The 17,604-nt window shown below is 56.3% G+C and carries 25 protein-coding genes and 1 pseudogene; 8 read left to right on the top strand and 18 right to left on the bottom strand.

The genetic code is table 11. The features are described 5' to 3' along the window. A partial coding sequence (locus tag BGIM_RS61775) for an alpha/beta hydrolase (protein WP_193789045.1) occupies positions 1–1,342 on the top strand: 1,342 nt, incomplete at its 5' end. A gap of 100 nt (positions 1,343–1,442) precedes the next feature. Here BGIM_RS61775 and BGIM_RS0135970 read toward each other — a convergent pair. The 7 genes from BGIM_RS0135970 to BGIM_RS63825 form a co-directional block, all read right to left on the bottom strand. Then, positions 1,443–1,838 carry a zinc-finger-containing protein gene (locus tag BGIM_RS0135970; protein ID WP_020474495.1) on the bottom strand — a complete coding sequence of 132 codons (396 nt, stop codon included), beginning with the start codon at positions 1,836–1,838 and terminating at the stop codon, positions 1,443–1,445. Further along, a complete protein-coding gene (locus BGIM_RS54145; RefSeq protein WP_020474494.1) occupies positions 1,838–2,344 on the bottom strand; it encodes a hypothetical protein in 507 nt (168 codons plus the stop codon). Before BGIM_RS54145 ends, BGIM_RS0135970 begins: the two co-directional genes overlap by 1 nt. 325 nt (positions 2,345–2,669) lie before the next feature. Next, on the bottom strand, positions 2,670–3,119 hold the full coding sequence (locus tag BGIM_RS66685) for a hypothetical protein (RefSeq protein ID WP_020474493.1): 450 nt from the start codon (positions 3,117–3,119) through the stop codon (positions 2,670–2,672). A 43-nt stretch (positions 3,120–3,162) separates the two neighbouring features. Then, on the bottom strand, positions 3,163–3,381 hold the full coding sequence (locus BGIM_RS0135950) for a hypothetical protein (RefSeq protein ID WP_020474492.1): 219 nt from the start codon (positions 3,379–3,381) through the stop codon (positions 3,163–3,165). Beyond that, complete coding sequence (locus BGIM_RS0135945; RefSeq protein ID WP_020474491.1) at positions 3,378–3,644, bottom strand: hypothetical protein; 267 nt, start codon at positions 3,642–3,644, stop codon at positions 3,378–3,380. The genes BGIM_RS0135950 and BGIM_RS0135945 overlap by 4 nt, the downstream gene beginning before the upstream one ends. Then, the gene (locus BGIM_RS0135940; protein ID WP_020474490.1) at positions 3,641–3,856 is read right to left on the bottom strand and encodes a hypothetical protein; all 216 of its coding nucleotides are present in this window, start codon (positions 3,854–3,856) and stop codon (positions 3,641–3,643) included. The genes BGIM_RS0135945 and BGIM_RS0135940 overlap by 4 nt, the downstream gene beginning before the upstream one ends. Before the next feature lie 62 nt (positions 3,857–3,918). Continuing rightward, positions 3,919–4,080 carry a hypothetical protein gene (locus BGIM_RS63825; protein ID WP_020474489.1) on the bottom strand — a complete coding sequence of 54 codons (162 nt, stop codon included), beginning with the start codon at positions 4,078–4,080 and terminating at the stop codon, positions 3,919–3,921. Between the two features lie 132 nt (positions 4,081–4,212). On the opposite strand from BGIM_RS63825, the pseudogene BGIM_RS68475 reads away from it, so the two are divergent. The 5 genes and pseudogenes from BGIM_RS68475 to BGIM_RS54120 form a co-directional block, all read left to right on the top strand. Further along, positions 4,213–4,668: pseudogene (locus tag BGIM_RS68475) on the top strand (PAS domain-containing protein); the annotation flags it as partial. Positions 4,669–4,842: 174 nt separating this feature from the next. Beyond that, on the top strand, positions 4,843–5,889 hold the full coding sequence (locus BGIM_RS58860; protein ID WP_238537787.1) for a sensor histidine kinase: 1,047 nt from the start codon (positions 4,843–4,845) through the stop codon (positions 5,887–5,889). Next, on the top strand, positions 5,886–6,329 hold the full coding sequence (locus BGIM_RS0135925; protein WP_020474487.1) for a response regulator: 444 nt from the start codon (positions 5,886–5,888) through the stop codon (positions 6,327–6,329). Before BGIM_RS58860 ends, BGIM_RS0135925 begins: the two co-directional genes overlap by 4 nt. Positions 6,330–6,334: 5 nt before the next feature. Next, positions 6,335–9,805, top strand: a complete 3,471-nt coding sequence (locus BGIM_RS58855) for a PAS domain S-box protein (RefSeq protein WP_162136321.1) — start codon at positions 6,335–6,337, stop codon at positions 9,803–9,805. A gap of 89 nt (positions 9,806–9,894) precedes the next feature. Continuing rightward, a complete protein-coding gene (locus BGIM_RS54120; RefSeq protein WP_020474485.1) occupies positions 9,895–10,308 on the top strand; it encodes a response regulator in 414 nt (137 codons plus the stop codon). A 60-nt stretch (positions 10,309–10,368) separates the two neighbouring features. On the opposite strand, the gene BGIM_RS0135910 is transcribed toward BGIM_RS54120, so the two are convergent. The 3 genes from BGIM_RS0135910 to BGIM_RS0135900 form a co-directional block, all read right to left on the bottom strand. After that, on the bottom strand, positions 10,369–10,560 hold the full coding sequence (locus BGIM_RS0135910; protein WP_020474484.1) for a hypothetical protein: 192 nt from the start codon (positions 10,558–10,560) through the stop codon (positions 10,369–10,371). Between the two features lie 17 nt (positions 10,561–10,577). Next, entirely contained in the window at positions 10,578–11,639 is a 1,062-nt protein-coding gene (locus BGIM_RS0135905) for an RNA ligase (ATP) (protein ID WP_020474483.1), read from the bottom strand. A 68-nt stretch (positions 11,640–11,707) separates the two neighbouring features. Beyond that, positions 11,708–11,902, bottom strand: a complete 195-nt coding sequence (locus BGIM_RS0135900; RefSeq protein ID WP_084760326.1) for a hypothetical protein — start codon at positions 11,900–11,902, stop codon at positions 11,708–11,710. A 147-nt stretch (positions 11,903–12,049) separates the two neighbouring features. Here BGIM_RS0135900 and BGIM_RS0135895 point away from each other — a divergent pair, with 147 nt between their 5' ends. Further along, the gene (locus BGIM_RS0135895; protein ID WP_020474481.1) at positions 12,050–12,694 is read left to right on the top strand and encodes a hypothetical protein; all 645 of its coding nucleotides are present in this window, start codon (positions 12,050–12,052) and stop codon (positions 12,692–12,694) included. Between the two features lie 103 nt (positions 12,695–12,797). Next, positions 12,798–13,670: a hypothetical protein gene (locus tag BGIM_RS0135890; protein WP_157369670.1), complete on the top strand. Its 873-nt coding sequence runs from the start codon at positions 12,798–12,800 to the stop codon at positions 13,668–13,670. A 159-nt stretch (positions 13,671–13,829) separates the two neighbouring features. On the opposite strand, the gene BGIM_RS63820 is transcribed toward BGIM_RS0135890, so the two are convergent. From BGIM_RS63820 to BGIM_RS0135845, 8 genes are all read right to left on the bottom strand, one after another. Further along, complete coding sequence (locus tag BGIM_RS63820; RefSeq protein WP_157369669.1) at positions 13,830–14,036, bottom strand: hypothetical protein; 207 nt, start codon at positions 14,034–14,036, stop codon at positions 13,830–13,832. Continuing rightward, a complete protein-coding gene (locus tag BGIM_RS0135880; protein WP_029631305.1) occupies positions 13,984–14,481 on the bottom strand; it encodes a hypothetical protein in 498 nt (165 codons plus the stop codon). The genes BGIM_RS63820 and BGIM_RS0135880 overlap by 53 nt, the downstream gene beginning before the upstream one ends. Positions 14,482–14,518: 37 nt before the next feature. After that, on the bottom strand, positions 14,519–14,809 hold the full coding sequence (locus tag BGIM_RS0135875) for a helix-turn-helix domain-containing protein (protein WP_020474478.1): 291 nt from the start codon (positions 14,807–14,809) through the stop codon (positions 14,519–14,521). Positions 14,810–15,093: 284 nt separating this feature from the next. Beyond that, positions 15,094–15,303, bottom strand: a complete 210-nt coding sequence (locus BGIM_RS0135870; RefSeq protein ID WP_020474477.1) for a hypothetical protein — start codon at positions 15,301–15,303, stop codon at positions 15,094–15,096. After that, on the bottom strand, positions 15,300–15,743 hold the full coding sequence (locus tag BGIM_RS0135865) for a ClpX C4-type zinc finger protein (RefSeq protein ID WP_020474476.1): 444 nt from the start codon (positions 15,741–15,743) through the stop codon (positions 15,300–15,302). The genes BGIM_RS0135870 and BGIM_RS0135865 overlap by 4 nt, the downstream gene beginning before the upstream one ends. 556 nt (positions 15,744–16,299) lie before the next feature. Continuing rightward, positions 16,300–16,863, bottom strand: coding sequence for a J domain-containing protein (locus tag BGIM_RS0135855; RefSeq protein WP_020474474.1), 564 nt, complete (start codon positions 16,861–16,863; stop codon positions 16,300–16,302). Then, positions 16,860–17,003 (bottom strand): hypothetical protein, encoded by a 144-nt coding sequence (locus tag BGIM_RS63815; RefSeq protein ID WP_020474473.1) that lies wholly within the window; start codon positions 17,001–17,003, stop codon positions 16,860–16,862. The genes BGIM_RS0135855 and BGIM_RS63815 overlap by 4 nt, the downstream gene beginning before the upstream one ends. A gap of 2 nt (positions 17,004–17,005) precedes the next feature. Continuing rightward, the gene (locus BGIM_RS0135845) at positions 17,006–17,401 is read right to left on the bottom strand and encodes a nucleoside triphosphate pyrophosphohydrolase family protein (RefSeq protein ID WP_020474472.1); all 396 of its coding nucleotides are present in this window, start codon (positions 17,399–17,401) and stop codon (positions 17,006–17,008) included. Between the last annotated feature and the right edge of the window lie 203 nt (positions 17,402–17,604).

The raw sequence follows: 17,604 nt of genomic DNA, 5'->3' as shown, positions 1-17,604 counted from the left end.
GTCTAAAATCACCGATACTTTCGGGCAGGGCGGGACCTATTTAGACGTAGAGGAACTTTTCGTATGGCCTTCGCACCGAAGACAAGGTCATGGCAATGCTTTGGCAAGGTTGGCAGTGGAAACTGCCTCAGAAATGAAACTAAAGCTTCGAGCACTCGTGAGTTTTGCTGATGCAGAAGCCCCTGATAGGCCACGGGTAGAAAAAATTCTCAACCTGCTGGGGCTCCATCTTCATCCGTCTTCCTATCAAAGCGTTGCCTTTTTGGGACTTCAGCATCCCAATGATCTTCCATTGGCTGAGCCAACGTTTCCTGAACGACCATCGTCAATGCTGGACAGGCTCAAACCAGAAAACGGTGTACGAAAATATCCAATATGGTATGCAACAAACCGTGTGCCTATAGACACTAATGACCCAGATATCGGTTTCTCAAACAGGCGTGGTGACAAAATACATTATGGAAGATGCGATGTTGCAATTCACAACAATCATAAATTCGGCAGCACAGGCGCGCCAACTTGGAAAAGATGGCTTAGGCTGTCAAGCGATATTCCGCTTAAAATCGTCAGCCAATCCGATATGGAACAAGATGTTTTCTGGGAGGACATGCGCTCTGAACTGCTTAAGCATGACGATGAGCAACAGGCTTTGTTTTTCTTGCATGGCTTCTGCAACACGTTCGAGCAGGCAATCATAAGAGCCGCGCAGATCGGGTATGACATGAAGATTCCTGGTATTACGGCTGTATTTAGCTGGGCTTCCGCTGGAAGCTTAGACGATTACATGACCGACGAAGCGACTATCGAATCAAGCTATGGTGAAATAAAAGACTTCTTGCGCAGCATATTTGAAAAATCTAACGCAAAGATAGTGCATTTGATTGCGCATAGCATGGGGAATCGAGGGTTGCTATCGGCTTTCGACCGACTTGTAAATTCCAGGGATAGCATTCCAGAAATGCGATTGGGCCAGGTAATTTTAGCCGCGCCCGATGTGGATTCAAAAACTTTTACGAATGCTGTTAGTGCGATTTGTTCCCATTCTCAAAGAACAACTCTATATGCATCACCCAATGATCGGGCGGTCGCTGCATCCCGATGGCTGCACACTTACCCTCGCGCAGGTCTGACTCCCCCCATCACAGTTATTCCAAAACTCGACACTATTGAAATACCCAGCTTTGATCTGTCCGATCCGCTCTGGCATACGTACTTCGCACAAGCCGAGCCCATGCTTAATGACATGCATTCTTTGATGCGAACTAATCTGAATCCAGATGATCGGCTTCGTTTGGCGCCAGCAAGTCTTGATAATGGAGGAAAATATTGGAGACTGACTTAATGCAGCTTGTGGCGCGTGCGTTAGGAATGCGAAGGGCGGCGAAGCCGGTCCGAAGGACGGAACCCCGTAGCTCTCCGACCCGCGAAGCGGGGAACGCCCCTCACTTCCTCCCAAGCTCTCTCACAAACACCCACACCTTCCTCGCCTCCTCCACCGTCCTGATCTGAGCCGTGTGATACCCGAACCCCATGTGGTCGGAGATCATCCCGTAAAGCTCCTTCCGTCCGTACCGCTTCGACTGCCAGAGCGGGTCGAGGATGGCGTGGATATGCTTGCGGGCGTTGCGAAGCTCCGGCGTCGGGATGTTCCCAAGCGGTTCGGTGGGGTTCTTCGTTTTCCAATGGCAGCCGACGTAATTGCCGCATCGGTCGCACTTCCAAAATGGCTGGGCGTGTAGGTCGGGACGATGGGGGTAAATCTCCCTGCCGTCCGTCAAACGAGCCTCCACCTTCGTCTCGCATCCGCAGCAGCGAATCAGCCGTGTGATGTTGGTCATCAGAGCCGATCCCTAATGAACGGGCATCCGTCCCGGAGCCTGCGGGCTATCGCCACCAGCAGGCACGTCTCCTTTTCGATGTCTGGCTCGTGGCGAAACTGCTCCCACGTTCCGTAGTTCATCCAATACCCGACTGGAAAAACAACCTTCTTTACTGACCGGCCCTCGGCGTAGAGCAGGCCCCACCGTGGCGGCAGATCGGCGGGGGTAATAACTCCCGGCGGGCAGAGGTAGAAGCGGTACTTGCCCAACGCCTTCTCTCCTTCCTTGCGAGACGCTTTCTTCTTGTCACGAAGGAAGTCAGCCCGGCTCACCTTGCACTCTATCAAGATGGAGTCGTTCCAGCGCCAGCCGATGGCGTCGGGAATTTCACGGCCATACGACATCTCCGAAACGGCGATCTGGCACTTCATGGTGTTGTTCAGGAAGGACAAGGCACGCTTGCAGAGGCGGCTGTGTTCAGTTTCTTGCCTTACTGTGCGTTCGGGGAAGAGGTTTGCCGTCATGGCTTGTTATTCCCCGCGAATTTGCTCAGAGGGGTTTGCTAATGCTTTCCAAGACCAATCAGCCATCCAGTCATGGCACCAGTCTTGGGTGTGTCCGCAGAACGGGCAGGCAATCCCTTCCTCGCTCGCAACCAGAAGCCCTTCGCCGTCGGTATGGGCAGCGTCTGTACGATTCCCGCTCCCGCATGTAAACGGGTGGAATGTTCCGCTTTGCTGGTAGGCATTGAAAGAAGCGGCCTGGTCAGTTGTGAACGGGGCTTTAGTCACGGTTTCCTCCATGAAAGGTAAGTTGATGTGATGCAGCGGATCAATCGGGAGGAAAGGGTCATAGTGCCAATGCCCGTGACTTCCACTCGTGCGAAGGGATCACTGTAATCACTCGCCCATCCTGTAGCACAAACAGCATTTTCCCGTCCGACCATTGCTCCTGACCCGAAGCAATGGCCGCCTGTAACTCATCGGTGAGGATTGCGTCCTTTAACCCCAGAACGTCAATCCCATGATTCCGTTCAAGCCAGCGAACCAAGGCGTGGTCCGTCACGGCATGATTTCTGGGTGTTTGCCGTAGACGCCTGCGGGTATCTTCGAGGCGAATGTTTTGCTCTCTGAGTTGGACCAAAAGCGAGTCCTTCAGTTCAATCAGTTCTTGCCGCTTGGACGAGGATTTTTTCAACCCCGATAGCCAGCTTTCCACCTCGGTCAACTTGCTTTTGATGCGTCGTCGCCCATTCTCAAGCTCCACGAGGGAAAGTCGGAGATTATAAAAGTCGCTCACGGTTTCCTCCATGAAACGTGAATGGGTTGAAAGAGGGGGATGGTCATGCCGACCTTCCTTTCAAAATCCCATCCGCACGTTTGAGAGCATCCGCAGCCTTACCACGGGTTAGCTCCGTAACGATCACCTCCACTTTCGGAACGCCATCGTCATCAATCTCGAAGTGCGGGGCATCGTGGTATTCCTTCAGGGCGTTGGCGGTGAGGAAAAGTGTGCCGCGGAGAAGGGCGTTTTCCACTTCGGTTTGTTGGGGATCGGTCATGCGGCCGTCTCCTTATCCACATGCTTGACCAGCACGCCCGAGTTCTGATTCTTGTGCTCGATCCGCGCTCTTCCCTTGATGAAGGCGGTGATGACCAGTTTGGGTGTCTCAAGCGTTTTCGACCATTCGTCGATCCATGCCTCCGTCAGCCAAAGGCTCTTGCGTTCAAGGGGTGAAAGCAGATCGCCTTCGCAAGTTTGGACGTATACTTCGGTCGAGTCGGGGAATATGCCGAGCAGTTCGATCAGGGTTGCGATTTTCATGCGTCTGTCTCCTGGTTGGGGTTGGTGGCGTCAAGAACCTCCTCGGCCTTCGCAACGTAGGCAGAGTTGCTTCCGAGTGGAAAATGGTGGGCGTAGGCTTTCGCCATTGGCAAAACCAACTCCAATGCCATCCGCGTGACCTCCAGCTTCTTGACCAGATGCTCGATCACTTCGTCGTCATTGGCGGGAGAATTTTCGGGGGGATTGGTCATGTTGCGAATCCTTTCGCGTGAGATGTGAAAGGCAGTTTAAGCGTCTTGCCCAGGACCGTTGGTTAGTTCGACCGGCTGATGCGGATGCCGTTCGCCGTCAGATGGGCGACAGTTTCATGTCCGAACGTGGCGACCAGATGCTTCCAGCAGTCGTTGAAGCTTCCCTCGAAAATGGGCTGGCGGCCTTCAAACACCGCCCAATAGTATCGTTTTGATTTTTCCATGGTTGTTCTCCAAGGTTTTGCCGGGCATCATTGCCCGAACAAGCCGACATTAGCGCGGGTTGCGCGAACGGTCAAGCGGTTTTTGATAACAAAGAAATATTCGAATACTTGTTAGATGTCCCTCAGCTCGGTATGTTAGAATCAAGCACGTTGGTGTGGACCGAAGGACAAAGTCACCTCTGCATCCTTCTTTTTCACTTTTCTCCTAGACCGTTACTAGGTTTTAACTCAACAACGCGCGATCCAACCCATTCGTTTGGGGGATCGGAAGCGATGCGGGCATTCTCGCGAAGTATTGTCGATACCGTTCGTCACCCGCTCCTTGTCCTCGACGCAAATTTGCGGGTGGTCGCCGCCAACCCGCCGTTTTGCCGCACGTTCGGCAGTTCCGCCTCGGGCATTGAGGGCCACCGCCTTTTTGAAATTGATGCCGGTCGATGGGATCAGCCCCGGCTCCGAACCCTGCTCAGCGAAGTCATTCCCCATGACAGTTCCACCAAAGTCTTCGAATTCGAGTACGAGTGCCCCCGGCTCGGCCGACGGGTATTGGAACTGAACGCCAGCAATCTGGTTGACGATGAAGACGGTCGTTCGATGATCCTTCTGAGCATTGAGGACCAAACCGAGCGAGGGCTCGCCAGAGACGAGCTCCTCCGTTCCAATAACGAGCTGGAACACCGTGTCGAGGAACTGGAACAAAAGGGCCGAGAGCTGGCACAGTCCGTTGAAACCACACGACAGCAGACTCTTTTGCAGTCGGGCATGAAAATCGCGTCCCTTGAGCAGCAAGCCCGCGATCTGGCCGATTTTGTGGAGGGGTTGCGAACCGAAACGCAATCGCAGGCGGACACCAAAATCGCATTGTTGGTGAAGAAAGCCAAGGATCTGGCTGTCTTCGTGGAAGAATTACGAAAAGGAACTCGCTCGCAGGCCGAGACGGAAATCGCGGCGTTGGGGCAGCAGGCCCGGGATTTGGCGGTTTCCGTGGAAGCGGTTCGAGAACTGACACTCGCGCATTCAAACTCCCGGATCGCGGCCTTGGGACGTTCGGAGATGCTGACCAGCAAACTCAACGAAGGACTGGAGCGAAGCGTCCTCGAACGCACCCGGCAACTGGAGGCCGCGAACCTGGAGTTGGAGGCGTTCTGCTTCTCGGTGAGTCACGATCTGCGGACCCCGCTCCGGGCGCTCGACGGCTTCAGTCGCGAACTGCTCGAATCGCATGCCGGCCAACTGGATGAACAAGGGATGCACTACCTTCGCCGCGTCCGGGCCGGGACGCAGCGGATGGGCAATCTCATCGACGATCTGTTAAAATTGTCCCGGGTCACCCGTGGCGAAATGAGGCGTGAGCGGGTCGATCTCACGGCGCTCGCCGAGACTGTTTTCGCCGGGTTGCGAGATCTTGAGCCCGGGCGCACGGTTTCCTTCACCGCCCGGCCGGGAATGTTTGCGGAATGCGACCCCACGCTCATGTGCCTGGCGCTTGAGAATCTTCTTGCGAACGCCTGGAAGTTCACCTCGAAAAAGCCGGTGGCGGCGATCACTTTCGACGAAACCGAGATCGAGGGCCAACCGGCGTTCGTCGTGCGAGATGACGGAGCCGGGTTCGACATGGCGTATGCGGGCAAACTGTTCGGAGCGTTCCAGCGCTTGCACTCCGACCGGGATTTTGCCGGGACGGGAATCGGCCTGGCAACGGTCCAGCGCATCGTCCGCCGCCATGGAGGAAGAGTTTGGGCCGAGGGGGTGGTGGGCCGCGGAGCCGCTCTCTTTTTCACCATGCCCGGCCCGGAGGGAGACGCATGACTGGCAAGGTCATTCTACTGGTTGAAGACAATCAGGACGACGAAGAACTCGCCCTGCTCGCGTTCAAAAAGGGACAGGTGCTGAACGACGTGGTGGTGGCGAGAGACGGGGTCGAAGCGATCAATTACCTTTTCGGCACCGGCCCCCACGCCGGACGAAATGTCGGAGAGGTGCCGCAAATGATGCTGCTCGACCTGAAGCTGCCGAAGATTGACGGGTATGAGGTGCTTCGTCGGGTGCGGGCCGACCCCCGCACCCGGCGGTTGCCGGTCGTCATCCTCACGTCGTCGCGGGAGGAAGAAGATCTGGTCCAGGGGTACGATCTGGGAGCCAACTCGTACGTCCGCAAGCCGGTGGACTTCACGCAGTTCGTGGACGCCGTCCGGCAACTCCAGATGTACTGGCTCGTACTAAACGAAGCCCCGCCCCGGAATGGATGACCGTCATGGACAAGCAACCCCGTCTGCTCCTCGTCGAAGACTCGGCCGACGACACTGAGTTGATTCTTCTTGCCCTGCGCCGAGGCGGACTGGATCCGACATGGGAGCGGGTCGACACTCAATCCGCATTGAAAGCCTCAATGGTTGCCGGGGCATGGGACGCAGTCCTTGCAGACCACACCATGCCAATGTTTGGATCGACCGCCGCACTTGCGGTCGTGCGGGCGGCCGACCCGGACATGCCGTTCATCGTCGTCTCGGGGACGGTCGGGGAAGAGGCGGCGGTCGCGATGATGCAGGCCGGGGCGAACGACTACATCCTGAAGGGGTCACTGATCAGACTGGCTCCGGCTGTCAGGCGGGAAGTGCGAGAAGCCCAGAATCGGCGGGCGAGGCGTGCCGCCGAGCGGACTGCCGCCCATTTGGCGGCAATCGTGGAGTCGTCCGTTGATGCCATTGTCTCTGAGACCATCGACGGCCAGCTCACGAGTTGGAACCGGGGCGCCGAGCGGCTCTACGGATGGACCGTGGCCGAGGCCATCGGCCGTCACGTTTCGTTTCTTGTCCCTCCCGACAAACTGGCGGAGCGAGCCACCATCATGGACCGGGTTCGGGCAGGGGAACTCGTGGGATACCTGGAGACAGTCCGTCTTCACAAAGACGGCCAACGGATCGACATCTCGTTGACCATCTCCCAGATACGGGACGTGGATGGTCGTCTGATCGGTTTCACGAAAACCGGCCATGACATCCGAGAGCGGAAACGGACGGATGCGGCGCTCCGGGCGAGCGAAGAGCGGTTTCGCGGTCAGTCCCAAGTCCTCCAGTCGATCCTTGATAACATGAGCGACGGAGTCGTCGTCGCCGACGAAACTGGCAAATTCCTCCTCTTCAACCCGGCGGCCGAGCAGATCCTTCGGTTGGGGAGCATCGACGCGCGGCCTGAGGAATGGCAGGAGCGGTACAGTCTGTTTTTACCGCCCCACGGCGTGTTGCCTTTTCCGTTCACTGACAACCCGATGGTCAGGGCTCTGCGAGGCGAATCCTGCGAAGCAGTCGAGATGATTGTCAATCACGACCGGATTCCAGAAGCCCGGTGGATCAGCGTGAACGCCAAGCCGATGCGGGATGCGACCGGCGATTTGAGGGGCGGCATCACCGTCTTCCGGAACATCTCTGAACAAAAGCGATCAGAGATTGCGATCCGACTCAGTGAGGAGCGATACCGAACGCTTATTGCCGCGACCAGCGCCATCGTCTGGAACTCTCCGGCGTCCGGGGCATTCGACACGGAACAACCGGCGTGGACGGCATTCACCGGACAGACTCTCGAACAACACCGGGAGTGGGGATGGCTGGACGCCATTCACCCGGATGATCGGGAGGAGACCGCTCGCGCGTGGGCGGCGGCGGTGAAAGACCGTTGTGCGTTTCAGGTGGAACACCGACTCCGGCGTTCGGACAAGGAGTACCGGCACATGTCCGCACGAGCCGTGCCGATTCTGGATCCCGGCGGAGTCGTCAGGGAGTGGGTAGGGATCCATTCCGACATCACCAATCGCAAGCGGGCGGAAATGGCGCTCGTCGAAAGCCAGCAACGCCTCTCTCTGGCGACTGGGTCGGCGGGAATCGGAATCTGGGACTGGGACGTGTCGTCGAACGAGATGGTCTGGGACGCTCGAATGCTGGCGCTGTACGGCATTCGCGAGCGGGAGTTTTCGGGCGCCTATGACGCGTGGCAGAAGGGCCTGCTCCCGGACGACCGGGACCGCGCCGAGGGCGAGATCGCCGCCGCTCTGGCCGGGGTCAAGGATTTTCACACCGAATTTCGGGTCGCGTGGCCCGGAGGCGAGTTGCGCCACATCGAGGCGCACGCCTTGGTGCAGCGTGAAGCCGGCCGTCCGGCCACCCGCATGACGGGCGTCAACTGGGACATCACAGACCGGAAGCGGGCCGAGGAAGACCTGCGGTTGCGGGACCGCGCTATTCAGGCGGCAACGCAAGGGCTGATAATCACCGACTCCGGACTCGCGGACAACCCAATCATCTATGGCAGTCCGGGATTTGAACGGATAACCGGGTACACGCTCGAAGAAAGCCTTGGGCGCAATCTCCGGTTTCTTCAGGGCGCGGACACTGCCCCGGCGGCAGTTGCCCATTTACACAAGGCGATCCGAGAGGAGAATCCGTGCACCGTCGAGCTGTTGAACTATCGCAAGGACGGAACTCCGTTCTGGAACGAATTGTCGCTCTCTCCGGTTCGGAATGCAACCGGACGATTGACGCACTTCGTCGGCGTCCAGACGGATGTGACCGCCCGGAGGAGTCTGGAGGATCAATTCCGTCAGGCCCAAAAGATGGATGCGTTCGGGCAACTCGCCGGCGGCGTGGCCCACGACTTCAACAATCTCCTCACCATTATCAACGGGTACAGCGACCTGCTCCTTCAGAGTCTTCCAAAGAACGACCCGTCCCGCCCTCTGATTGACGAGATATATAAGGCCGGCGAGCGATCTGCCGGGCTCACCCGGCAACTCCTGGCGTTTAGCCGCCAGCAGATTTTGGCGCCACGGGTTCTCAACCTGAACGAGGTCGTGACGGAAACCGACAAGATGCTCCGCCGCCTGATCGGCGAGGACGTCCGGCTGACCACCACACTGGACTCCAATCTTTGGGCCGTCCTGGCCGACCCGGGACAAGTCGAGCAGGTGCTGCTCAACCTGTCGGTCAACGCACGGGACGCGATGCCCAAGGGCGGCCGACTGACGATCGAGACGCGGAATATCGAGTTGGACGAGATGTATGTGCGATCCCATGTGTACGTCCGGGCCGGTCCGCATGTCCAGTTGAGTGTCACGGACACCGGGAGCGGAATGTCGCCGGAAGTGCAGTCACGGATCTTCGAGCCGTTCTTCACCACCAAGGGGGCGGGCAAAGGCACGGGCCTGGGCTTGGCCACGGTGTTCGGGATTATCAAGCAGAGCGGCGGGCACGTCGCGGTGTACAGCGAGGCCGGGATCGGCACCTCCTTCAAAGTGTACCTGCCCAGGGCGGAGCAGAGTTCGGATGTCTTGAAAGCCCCGTCCCGGATCCTGGCCCCCCCGCGCGGGACGGAAACGGTTCTGATCGCGGAAGATGAAGCCGGGGTGCGAGAATTGGCCCGCCGTATTCTGGCCGGTTGTGGCTACAAGATTTTGGAAGCCGCGGACGGAGAAGAAGCCATGCGAATGGCCGAGGGGCATCACGGAACGATCCACCTGCTGATCACGGATGTCGTCATGCCCGGGGCGGGCGGCCGTGTCGTGGCGGAACAGATCAATCGGCGACACCCTGAGGTTCGCGTGTTGTACATTTCTGGGTACACGGATGACGCGGTCATCCGCCACGGCGTGTTGCGTGAAGGCGTGCAATTCCTTCAGAAGCCGTTCACCCCGCTCGCCCTGGCGCTCAAGGTGCGGGAGATACTTGATTCGTAACTGTGCCCGATTTGCCGGGTGGTCCCCGGATGGGCATTCGCGAGTCATCCCATGAGTGGATCTCGCACCACGTGAGGAAAGGTGAACTGATGGCTACCGTCCTGCTGGTTGATGACGATGTGATGGTCCGGGCGGCTACCCGGCTGATGCTGGAGAGGGCGGGCATTGATGTCGCCGAAGCCGGTGACGGCGCGGAGGGAGTGCGACTGTTCCAAAAGAGGCAGGCGGACGTGGTGCTGTGCGACCTGTTCATGCCGGGCAAGGATGGCCTGGAGTTGATCCGCGAACTATGCCGCGATTACCCCGGCGTGAGAATTATCGCCATGAGCGGAGGCGGGCACAACGGCGCCGTGGACATGCTCCCTGCCGCGCGCAAACTTGGGGCGGCCAAGGTGCTGTACAAGCCCTTCAACCAAGCAGAAGTGCTGGCCGCGTTCCGAGAAATCAGCGATCACAAGCCGGATGAGTTCGTCTGCTCGCGAGATTCACCGCAAAATAAATGATGGATGTCGCGAAAACTTGGCTGCAATTCCTGCAAAACGCCAATGTCGCTTCATCCGACGTCATGGCTCAAACCGGATCGTATCCGCCAAGTCCAGCGATTGAATCATGACGTGTTCCGACACATGGCCTGCGAGCATCAACGCCTTCAGGATGAAAGCCGCCTTCTCCTGGCCGAGGCCGTCGATCCTGCCATGCAATGCCTTCTCGTTTCGCAACTGCTCGATTTCATCCGTGATGTTCTTGATCGCCATCTTCACCTCCTAGTTTGTTACTCGTCGTACTTCAGCAAGAACTTCGGATTGATGGCCTTGAAGCTCAGTCGCCCGCCGATGTCCTCGTCGTACTCTTCCACCAGTGGTCGCAGCACAACGCCTTCCCGCTGAACTTGAGGATTGAGTACGCTTGTGCCTTCGGAGTACGTCACAAGCTGATCCACGGTGTGGTCGAGCGTCAATGTTCCCAGTTGCGGCACGCCTTCCAGCCCCAGATCGGTCAGAGTCGCCAGCATCACCGAATGATCGACGAGGCGGTAGGCGTCGACGTTGAAGACGTTGAACACACGAAGCGTGACTTCCTTCAGCCCGTACTTGTTTTTCTGAATGCCCGGTCCAATCACCTCGGCCTGGATCGCCAGTTCAAACCCCAACCGTTCACAAGCGGCCCGCAACTTCTCCTCCAGTTTAATGGAGGCGGTGACTCGGGATAGCACGTTCGTCTGATCGGTCTCGTCCATCCACAGGTTACGGCTGCAAATGCCGAACTCCCCTTGCCGGAGGAAAGCGGTGAACGACGTGCCGTCCAGCTTTTCGGTGACGTAGAAGGTCTTGCCCTTGTGCCGCAGAAGGGCTGCTTCCAAGACCTGCACTCGTGTCTCATCGGTCTTAGGCAGGAAGCCGGGAAAGCCGCCTTTCACTTTGCCACTCATGCCGACCGGAAGTGGCGGCTCCCATTTGCGGACGCCGAGCAAGCCGGTGACGTCAACCCCTTCCTCTTCCGGTGATCCGGTTGGCAAGAAGGAAAGTGGGAAGCAGATGCCTTGGGAGACCTGACCGCGCAGCTTAACCGTCTTAATGCGGAACCCGGCCGGAACAGTTACGACACCCGTGGCGTCGGTTTGGGCGGGCTTGAAGCTGCTGGCGCGGAGGAACTCGAACTCCGGACGCTCGGGCAGGAGGGAGTCGATTTCACAGTAAACGAGCTTGTCGCCGGGCTTGTGGTCGCCCTTCTTGGCGACGATCCACCACCCGAGAACGCGGACCTTTTCGATGGCGTCGGCGTTCGGGATTGGCTCAACGGCATTAACGGTCTGAATGCTGGCAAGTTTGCGCATTGGCGCCTCCTTCGGCGTTGTGGCCACAACCGGACGCGCTGGGCGGCAAAGGGGTTCAGTGTGGCTGGTCATTCATCCTCCTTCGTAGGCTGCGTGTTTTCAGCCGCCTCATCGGTCACTTCCACCAAGGCGTAAGTCTTGCCCCACAAGCCCGCGATGGTCAAGGTGTTCTTGTCCGTGTCGAGGATGATCGTGACGGGTCGGTAATTCTCGCCGCCTCGCCAACTGTCAGATCGTTCCAATGCGTTGATTTCTACGGGCATGGCGTCCTCCGATTCCGTTAGGAAAACGGTGGCGTAAAACGCGCGGATGGTCAAGCGGCTATTTGAATAAAATGAAGTTGAGATTGACCGATGCCGACATTCCTTGAGATGATGACCCGGTTTTAATGGCTCTCACGAAGGAACCAGATGAAGCCGTATGCCGTTTTACTCTTGTTTGCGTCCCTAGTGCCGCAGGCATCCGCAGCCATGATTCCGTACTACCGCATGGACGAGATGGCATTCCTGTCCTCGGACATCGTGCTTTGTGATGAAATCAAGTCCGAAGCGGGGCATTATCCGACGAGCGTATACCACACCTACGAACAAGTCACCATGACGGTAGTTCAGACGTTCAAAGGGTCGCTCAAGCCCAAGGAATCCATTAAAGTCAAATTTGATGGCGTATACACGCGCCGCAGCGACCGGGGATTTTCCGGTGGAACCGACAGGAAAGAAGCCCCCATGGGCCGGGTGTTGGTCTTCTTGAAAAAGAGCGACGATGGCGATTGGCGGCCGGTGACCGGGGGCGCCAAGTTGATCCTGAACGGTGAAGCCCACTGCTACGGTCAGTTCATCTCGAACCCCGGCCCACTGTGGCTCGCCCGCATGGCGCCGGAGAATATCGAGGTCGCTGATGACAAGCCATATGGCGAGGAGTTGCTGGTAAAGGATCTGGAGGCGGCACTGGTCAAGTCAGCGAAGATCAAAGAGGTGGGCTGGAGAAGCGCCGATGATTCCGTCATCAGAAAACCGCTGCGGCCCAAGCAGCGTTTGTCCCCAGACCGCCACTGAGACCGAAGATCTCGGGGGCTCGCTGTGGGCAAGACGCGTGCGCTCAAAAGTCTGATATGATGCGGGAGGTTCTGTTGCAAGAAGCTGAAAGGAATAAATGCCGATGGGATTTCTGGACAGCCTCTCACCTGACGAGCAATATCTTTTCTTCCGCAAGATTTATTCTCGGCATCTCGTCTGCCTATTTGCGAGCTATGTGCTGCTGGACGATGCGGGAAGGGATGATGGAGTTGAGCGGCCACTGATCGTCACTGGCTTCGTGATGGATGTTGATGGCCATTGGTTCTACATCACTGCTGGACACGTTCTTCGAGACATCAACGAGCTTGTGAAGAGTAAGAAAGCCATCATCAAGAATTTTGGCTTCAAAGACGATATGGGTCTTCACGCTGTTTCGGCACACCAAACGATGCTGCCGGATTATGAGGATATACCCAAAAAATGGCTAGATGAAGAATCTACTGCCATGGATGTCGCGGCGATGTACATACGCCCCCTCTACCGTGCAGGCCTCCAAGCGAATGAAATTGCCCCAGTGGAGGAGTATTTTTGGGGAGATCACTCGGAAAACTTTGACCACTATTGCGTCTGCGGTGTTGCCGTAGAACTTACCTCGCCACTTTCCCCCTCAAGCAGCGTTTTCGACAATTCACGCTCATCCACATTTTACCCAGTCCTGCTGAACCTCTCGCCAACCACTGCTCCTGAAGCCGAAACGGGTAAGAAACTTGCAGATTGGTTCTTTGCGAAAGTGCAGACGCCAACGGACCTAAAAGGCATTGAGGGCATGAGCGGAGCGGCCATTTTCGGCCTGAGAAACATGCCGGATGGCGATGTCAATGTGTGCGTGGTGGCACTCCAGAGCCGCTGGCTCCCGAATTCGCGCGTCGCCTACGGTTGTCGGATCAAGGATTTCGGACCTTGGGTGAGGTCGTTCAAGGAACGACTGTCGGCTGAAGGCAAGCTTGTCGAGTAGACTTCGCCAGCAGCCCGCTGCCGCCTTCCAAGCGGCTGGGCGGCGGGCTGCTGGCGATAGGTATGCGTTGAGTTATGCGACCGCAACGGTTTCTTTGCACCCGCATGGAAATGAAAAAACCTCCATTGGTTTCCATCAGCTTGGGAAGGCACAAACGGTTCATTTGCCGACAACGCCTTCGGCCATTTTTGCGAGCATTTCAGCCCATTCTTTGTCAAATTCGCCGTATTTGCCTGGATCGTCGGCATGGGGTAGCAATTTCTTTCCGATCCTGATTGCCTCTTCCAATGCTAGTCGCCGTCGCAATCCGCTTTCAAATCGCAATTTTTGCGCCATCGCAATTAAAAGTTCGAGCTTCGTCTTCATGGTATCCTCGTGAGCAGTGCTTGGAAAATAAACAATTCCCTTCGAAAGCATTGACACGAGCCACAGATTCAGTTGTCTTGGAAAATACAGGTTTGATAAATCCATCTGAACAAAATTCACCAAAAGCCACGAAGGTCTTCCGAGATTCGGCTGTCCGCCCGTTCAGTCGCAAGCCTGGCTTGATTTTGAAAGGATTCGCAATCCATTGACCAAAATATGCAGAGAAACGAAGATCTTTAACCATGCCAAATCGCCTGATCATAGCAAAGATTGTGAGAGCAATCCACATCGTTTGCCAAATGCTTTCTTCCAATTCTTTCGCTTCAGAAATGGCAAAGAAAATGGCATCGCATTGATTGTCCATCTCGCATTTAATCGGCTTTACTTGGCATTGAGCAATCTCGGAGACATGTTCGTAATATTTACTTTCAAATGGCGAAAACATCGAATCTCCTTTCTTGTGTGAGTGCTGATCTGATTGTTCACTTTGTCTTGGCAAACTCTTTTAGCTTTTCCCCCAATTCTGTAGTGATCAAATCCGGATGGCACTCAAAAAGACATCGGATTACGATCTGCTCCGAGTCTTCGCTTGCAGCTTTGGCAAGCACAACAATCGTGGTCACAGGAACGGCAAGCTCGTCGTTTTCGTACTTGCTCAGCGTGCCTTTTCCGATCTTGATCGTTGAAGCCATGTCGCCCAATTTGATTCCCGCCTCCTCTCGAATAGTGCGAAGGATTTTTCCGACACCCGACAATTTCGCCCCATTAGCCATTAGCGTTTACCTTCTCCTGAGAATGTCGCAACAGGCTCGCCCCTGTCTGAATCGGCATGGGGATTCCGCTGATGCCCACACACAAAGAGTATCGTTGTTTCCATTGTGGAAACAAGCAGTTTTGGTAGTTTCTTGAGAGATTTTTCAAAATTTCCACATCAACCCACCAAGGGCCGAATTCCAGTAGCGACATGTGCTGTTCTTGCGTTAGCGGGCGTCAGGGGCCGAAGGCGTCCGCAGGACCGAAGCCCGAGAGCACGCGACGGCGAAGCCGGAACGCCCAATCACTTCTTCACCCTCGCCTTCCAGTTCTTCTCTCCCTCTTTCCCTTCCAACTCCGCTATCTTCAATTCCAACCTCAACCTCTCATCTTCAGACAGTTTCAAAGCACGGTACAACACCACCAAGTGGGGTTTGTTGCTTTTGGGCATCCAGGAGAAGCGTTCCAGCAGGAGGGGGATAGTGGCAAGACTGATGGAGGGAAGGCGGGTCATATGGCGTCTGATTCTTTCGTAGGTATCTCTTGATCCGATACCCCGGCCACGGACGGTATGCCACCGTGCTTCTCAATCCCCTTGATCGTGTCTTGTAGGCGAGTGGCATTGTCCCAAAGTTTTTTCAGAAGGATATCGGCGCATATCTGAGTGCAGTGGCCGCATATGTTGGTGTCCTTCCCGGCAATCAGGCAAGTTACGTCGTGTTCAGATAACCCACAGAGGCCACAGTGGAGAACTGGCTTCGTGGGCTGCTCGGACGCTGGAGTTCGATTCGTTTCCTCGGAGCAATTGGTCTGCTTCGCATCCTGGCATTCTTTGTGGAACGCCATCAACCCCTTGGCGATGTCATTGGGATGAGCGACGTGAAACCCGGCGTCGTTCTGCCAGCCGATCCGTTTCGCGTAGTCGTCTGCCAATGCTTGCACATCAACGGTCATGCCACCTCTCTTTCCGCCCCGTTCAGGACTGTTTAACTCGTTTCGTCCTTTTCTGGACCGTTCACGTCTTCTTGCGCCTGATATTCCCACACTTTTCACAATGCTGGTCGTAATAGAAACCCACCACCTTGCTTTCACTTCCTCGCGGGCCGCTTCGGATCGTTTCCCACGAATGCCTGCAAAACCTCCCAACGAGCAGAGCGTAAAGCCACGTTAGCATGATGCCCTTCCGGCTGGGGCACTCTCCCAGTTGTCGGGATGCTCAAGGTTGAGGGCTGCAAGCTCAGTCCGTGTCTTTTCGACCGTTCCAGCGGTCTGGTAATCGTCGCAGTAAAATTTACCCTGCCAACATGACGCCTGGAGGCAAGCTGAGCATACAGTGATCGTTGGTTCGCGGAAACTGAGAACATCCCGCCGAGCCTCATCCAAGCCGTACTCGCCCGTCAGGATTTGCAGGAGATACGCCTCGGCATGGCATCCGAACGTCCCGCCTGTCCAGTGCTTCATCTCTTCATGCGTAATTGTCGTATGTGCTTCGATCATTCGAGAATTCCTATCACGCCGACCGCCGCAGCAATTCGGTTCGAGCTTCGTTCAACCTCGCCATCTGCTCATGGCTCCCACCAACATCCGGGTGACACCGCTTTGCCTTGTCCCGAAACGCCGCCTCGATCTCGGATCGTGACGCACCGGCTTTCAAGCCCAAGGCGTCCCAAGGTGAATTGCTTGGCAATGCGATGAACCCTTTGAACGCCTGCTGCACCATTTCGCCCGTTCCCCAGCGTTCAATTCCACGCAACGCCTCAATGGTTTTCCCAATGGCGTAAATGTTGTCGTGGATGATGTCCCACTTGTCGCAGGCGAAGCACATCTGCTTCTTCCGGTAGGTGAAGTATACCGCCACGCCGCGGTCATCCGGCGTCTTGTAGGTCGCATAGGGTAAACCGTCTTTGCGAAGGGGGATGTTGGTGGAGATGATTGGAAGTGTTCCCCCAAGGCGTCGGATCTCACTGAGGACGAACTGGCAGGCGGCTCCGTGGGTGGTGCGGAAGTGGCTGCGGGCGGGAAAGTGAATCCGTTGTTTCCCGGCGGGCCACTGGAGGGGGTATGCTTCGATCACGGGTTGATTCCTTTCTGTGACTGGACCTTCTTTCGTTCGCGGAATGCACGCAGACGGCACATGGCCGAGCAGAACCGCTGGTAGAACTGTTTCGGGGTGTAAGGCTTCAGGCAGAAGAGACACGCGACTTTCTTGGTCATGCTCAAAACTTCTTGCCGCCAACCTTGAGTCGATTCTCCGGCTTGTGATCCGCTCGTTGGTCGTTGTAAAGCATCTTTTCGAGCAGAGCCGGGATGTCGTCCGGATAGTACATGCCAATGGTGTCGAAGATGCGAATGGCGGCATCGAACAATTCGACAGGCACCATTTTGCGGTGAGGCAGCTTGTCATCCATCAGGTCCTTGCGGTGACCTTCCAATGCCTCGGAAATCTCGCTGTGAATCAGAGCGAAAATCTCGCCCATATTCCGCTCGATCACCTCTCCAGTTGCCGGATCGTGATACCAACCAGCATTCCAAGCACGCCCGTGGCAGGCCCGCACGAGAACTGATGTCGCGTTCAAGATTTCTTCGTCAGTCGGCAAAAAGCATTCAGCCATAACACTCCTTTCTGATTTGGTTGTCGCCAGACGCTAGCGCAACGCGCGTTTCCACGCAAGCACTTTCTTTCGTTGCGCGAAGCTCAAATCCGTGCTTTCAATTCACCCGTTTTTCGCCCAGTCCCCTTTCTCATTCCCCGAAAGGAATTGTGATGGAAACGGTGCGAGGATTGCTCCAAATGGGTAATCAAAAAGTTGGTGAC

This window comes from Zavarzinella formosa DSM 19928 (assembly GCF_000255705.1).
Lineage (GTDB): Bacteria > Planctomycetota > Planctomycetia > Gemmatales > Gemmataceae > Zavarzinella > Zavarzinella formosa.
This window is presented reverse-complemented; position numbering and strand designations above follow the sequence as displayed.

Bases quoted from the DNA above. Each gene is read 5' to 3' on its own strand.
- BGIM_RS0135970 (WP_020474495.1), bottom strand. From the start codon at position 1,838: ATGACCAACATCACACGGCTGATTCGCTGCTGCGGATGCGAGACGAAG.
- BGIM_RS54145 (WP_020474494.1), bottom strand. From the start codon at position 2,344: ATGACGGCAAACCTCTTCCCCGAACGCACAGTAAGGCAAGAAACTGAA.
- BGIM_RS0135950 (WP_020474492.1), bottom strand. From the start codon at position 3,381: ATGACCGATCCCCAACAAACCGAAGTGGAAAACGCCCTTCTCCGCGGC.
- BGIM_RS0135945 (WP_020474491.1), bottom strand. From the start codon at position 3,644: ATGAAAATCGCAACCCTGATCGAACTGCTCGGCATATTCCCCGACTCG.
- BGIM_RS0135940 (WP_020474490.1), bottom strand. From the start codon at position 3,856: ATGACCAATCCCCCCGAAAATTCTCCCGCCAATGACGACGAAGTGATC.
- BGIM_RS63825 (WP_020474489.1), bottom strand. From the start codon at position 4,080: ATGGAAAAATCAAAACGATACTATTGGGCGGTGTTTGAAGGCCGCCAG.
- BGIM_RS58860 (WP_238537787.1), top strand. From the start codon at position 4,843: ATGAAAATCGCGTCCCTTGAGCAGCAAGCCCGCGATCTGGCCGATTTT.
- BGIM_RS0135925 (WP_020474487.1), top strand. From the start codon at position 5,886: ATGACTGGCAAGGTCATTCTACTGGTTGAAGACAATCAGGACGACGAA.
- BGIM_RS58855 (WP_162136321.1), top strand. From the start codon at position 6,335: ATGGACAAGCAACCCCGTCTGCTCCTCGTCGAAGACTCGGCCGACGAC.
- BGIM_RS54120 (WP_020474485.1), top strand. From the start codon at position 9,895: ATGGCTACCGTCCTGCTGGTTGATGACGATGTGATGGTCCGGGCGGCT.
- BGIM_RS0135910 (WP_020474484.1), bottom strand. From the start codon at position 10,560: ATGGCGATCAAGAACATCACGGATGAAATCGAGCAGTTGCGAAACGAG.
- BGIM_RS0135905 (WP_020474483.1), bottom strand. From the start codon at position 11,639: ATGCGCAAACTTGCCAGCATTCAGACCGTTAATGCCGTTGAGCCAATC.
- BGIM_RS0135900 (WP_084760326.1), bottom strand. From the start codon at position 11,902: ATGCCCGTAGAAATCAACGCATTGGAACGATCTGACAGTTGGCGAGGC.
- BGIM_RS0135895 (WP_020474481.1), top strand. From the start codon at position 12,050: ATGAAGCCGTATGCCGTTTTACTCTTGTTTGCGTCCCTAGTGCCGCAG.
- BGIM_RS0135890 (WP_157369670.1), top strand. From the start codon at position 12,798: ATGGGATTTCTGGACAGCCTCTCACCTGACGAGCAATATCTTTTCTTC.
- BGIM_RS63820 (WP_157369669.1), bottom strand. From the start codon at position 14,036: ATGAAGACGAAGCTCGAACTTTTAATTGCGATGGCGCAAAAATTGCGA.
- BGIM_RS0135880 (WP_029631305.1), bottom strand. From the start codon at position 14,481: ATGTTTTCGCCATTTGAAAGTAAATATTACGAACATGTCTCCGAGATT.
- BGIM_RS0135875 (WP_020474478.1), bottom strand. From the start codon at position 14,809: ATGGCTAATGGGGCGAAATTGTCGGGTGTCGGAAAAATCCTTCGCACT.
- BGIM_RS0135870 (WP_020474477.1), bottom strand. From the start codon at position 15,303: ATGACCCGCCTTCCCTCCATCAGTCTTGCCACTATCCCCCTCCTGCTG.
- BGIM_RS0135865 (WP_020474476.1), bottom strand. From the start codon at position 15,743: ATGACCGTTGATGTGCAAGCATTGGCAGACGACTACGCGAAACGGATC.
- BGIM_RS63815 (WP_020474473.1), bottom strand. From the start codon at position 17,003: ATGACCAAGAAAGTCGCGTGTCTCTTCTGCCTGAAGCCTTACACCCCG.
- BGIM_RS0135845 (WP_020474472.1), bottom strand. From the start codon at position 17,401: ATGGCTGAATGCTTTTTGCCGACTGACGAAGAAATCTTGAACGCGACA.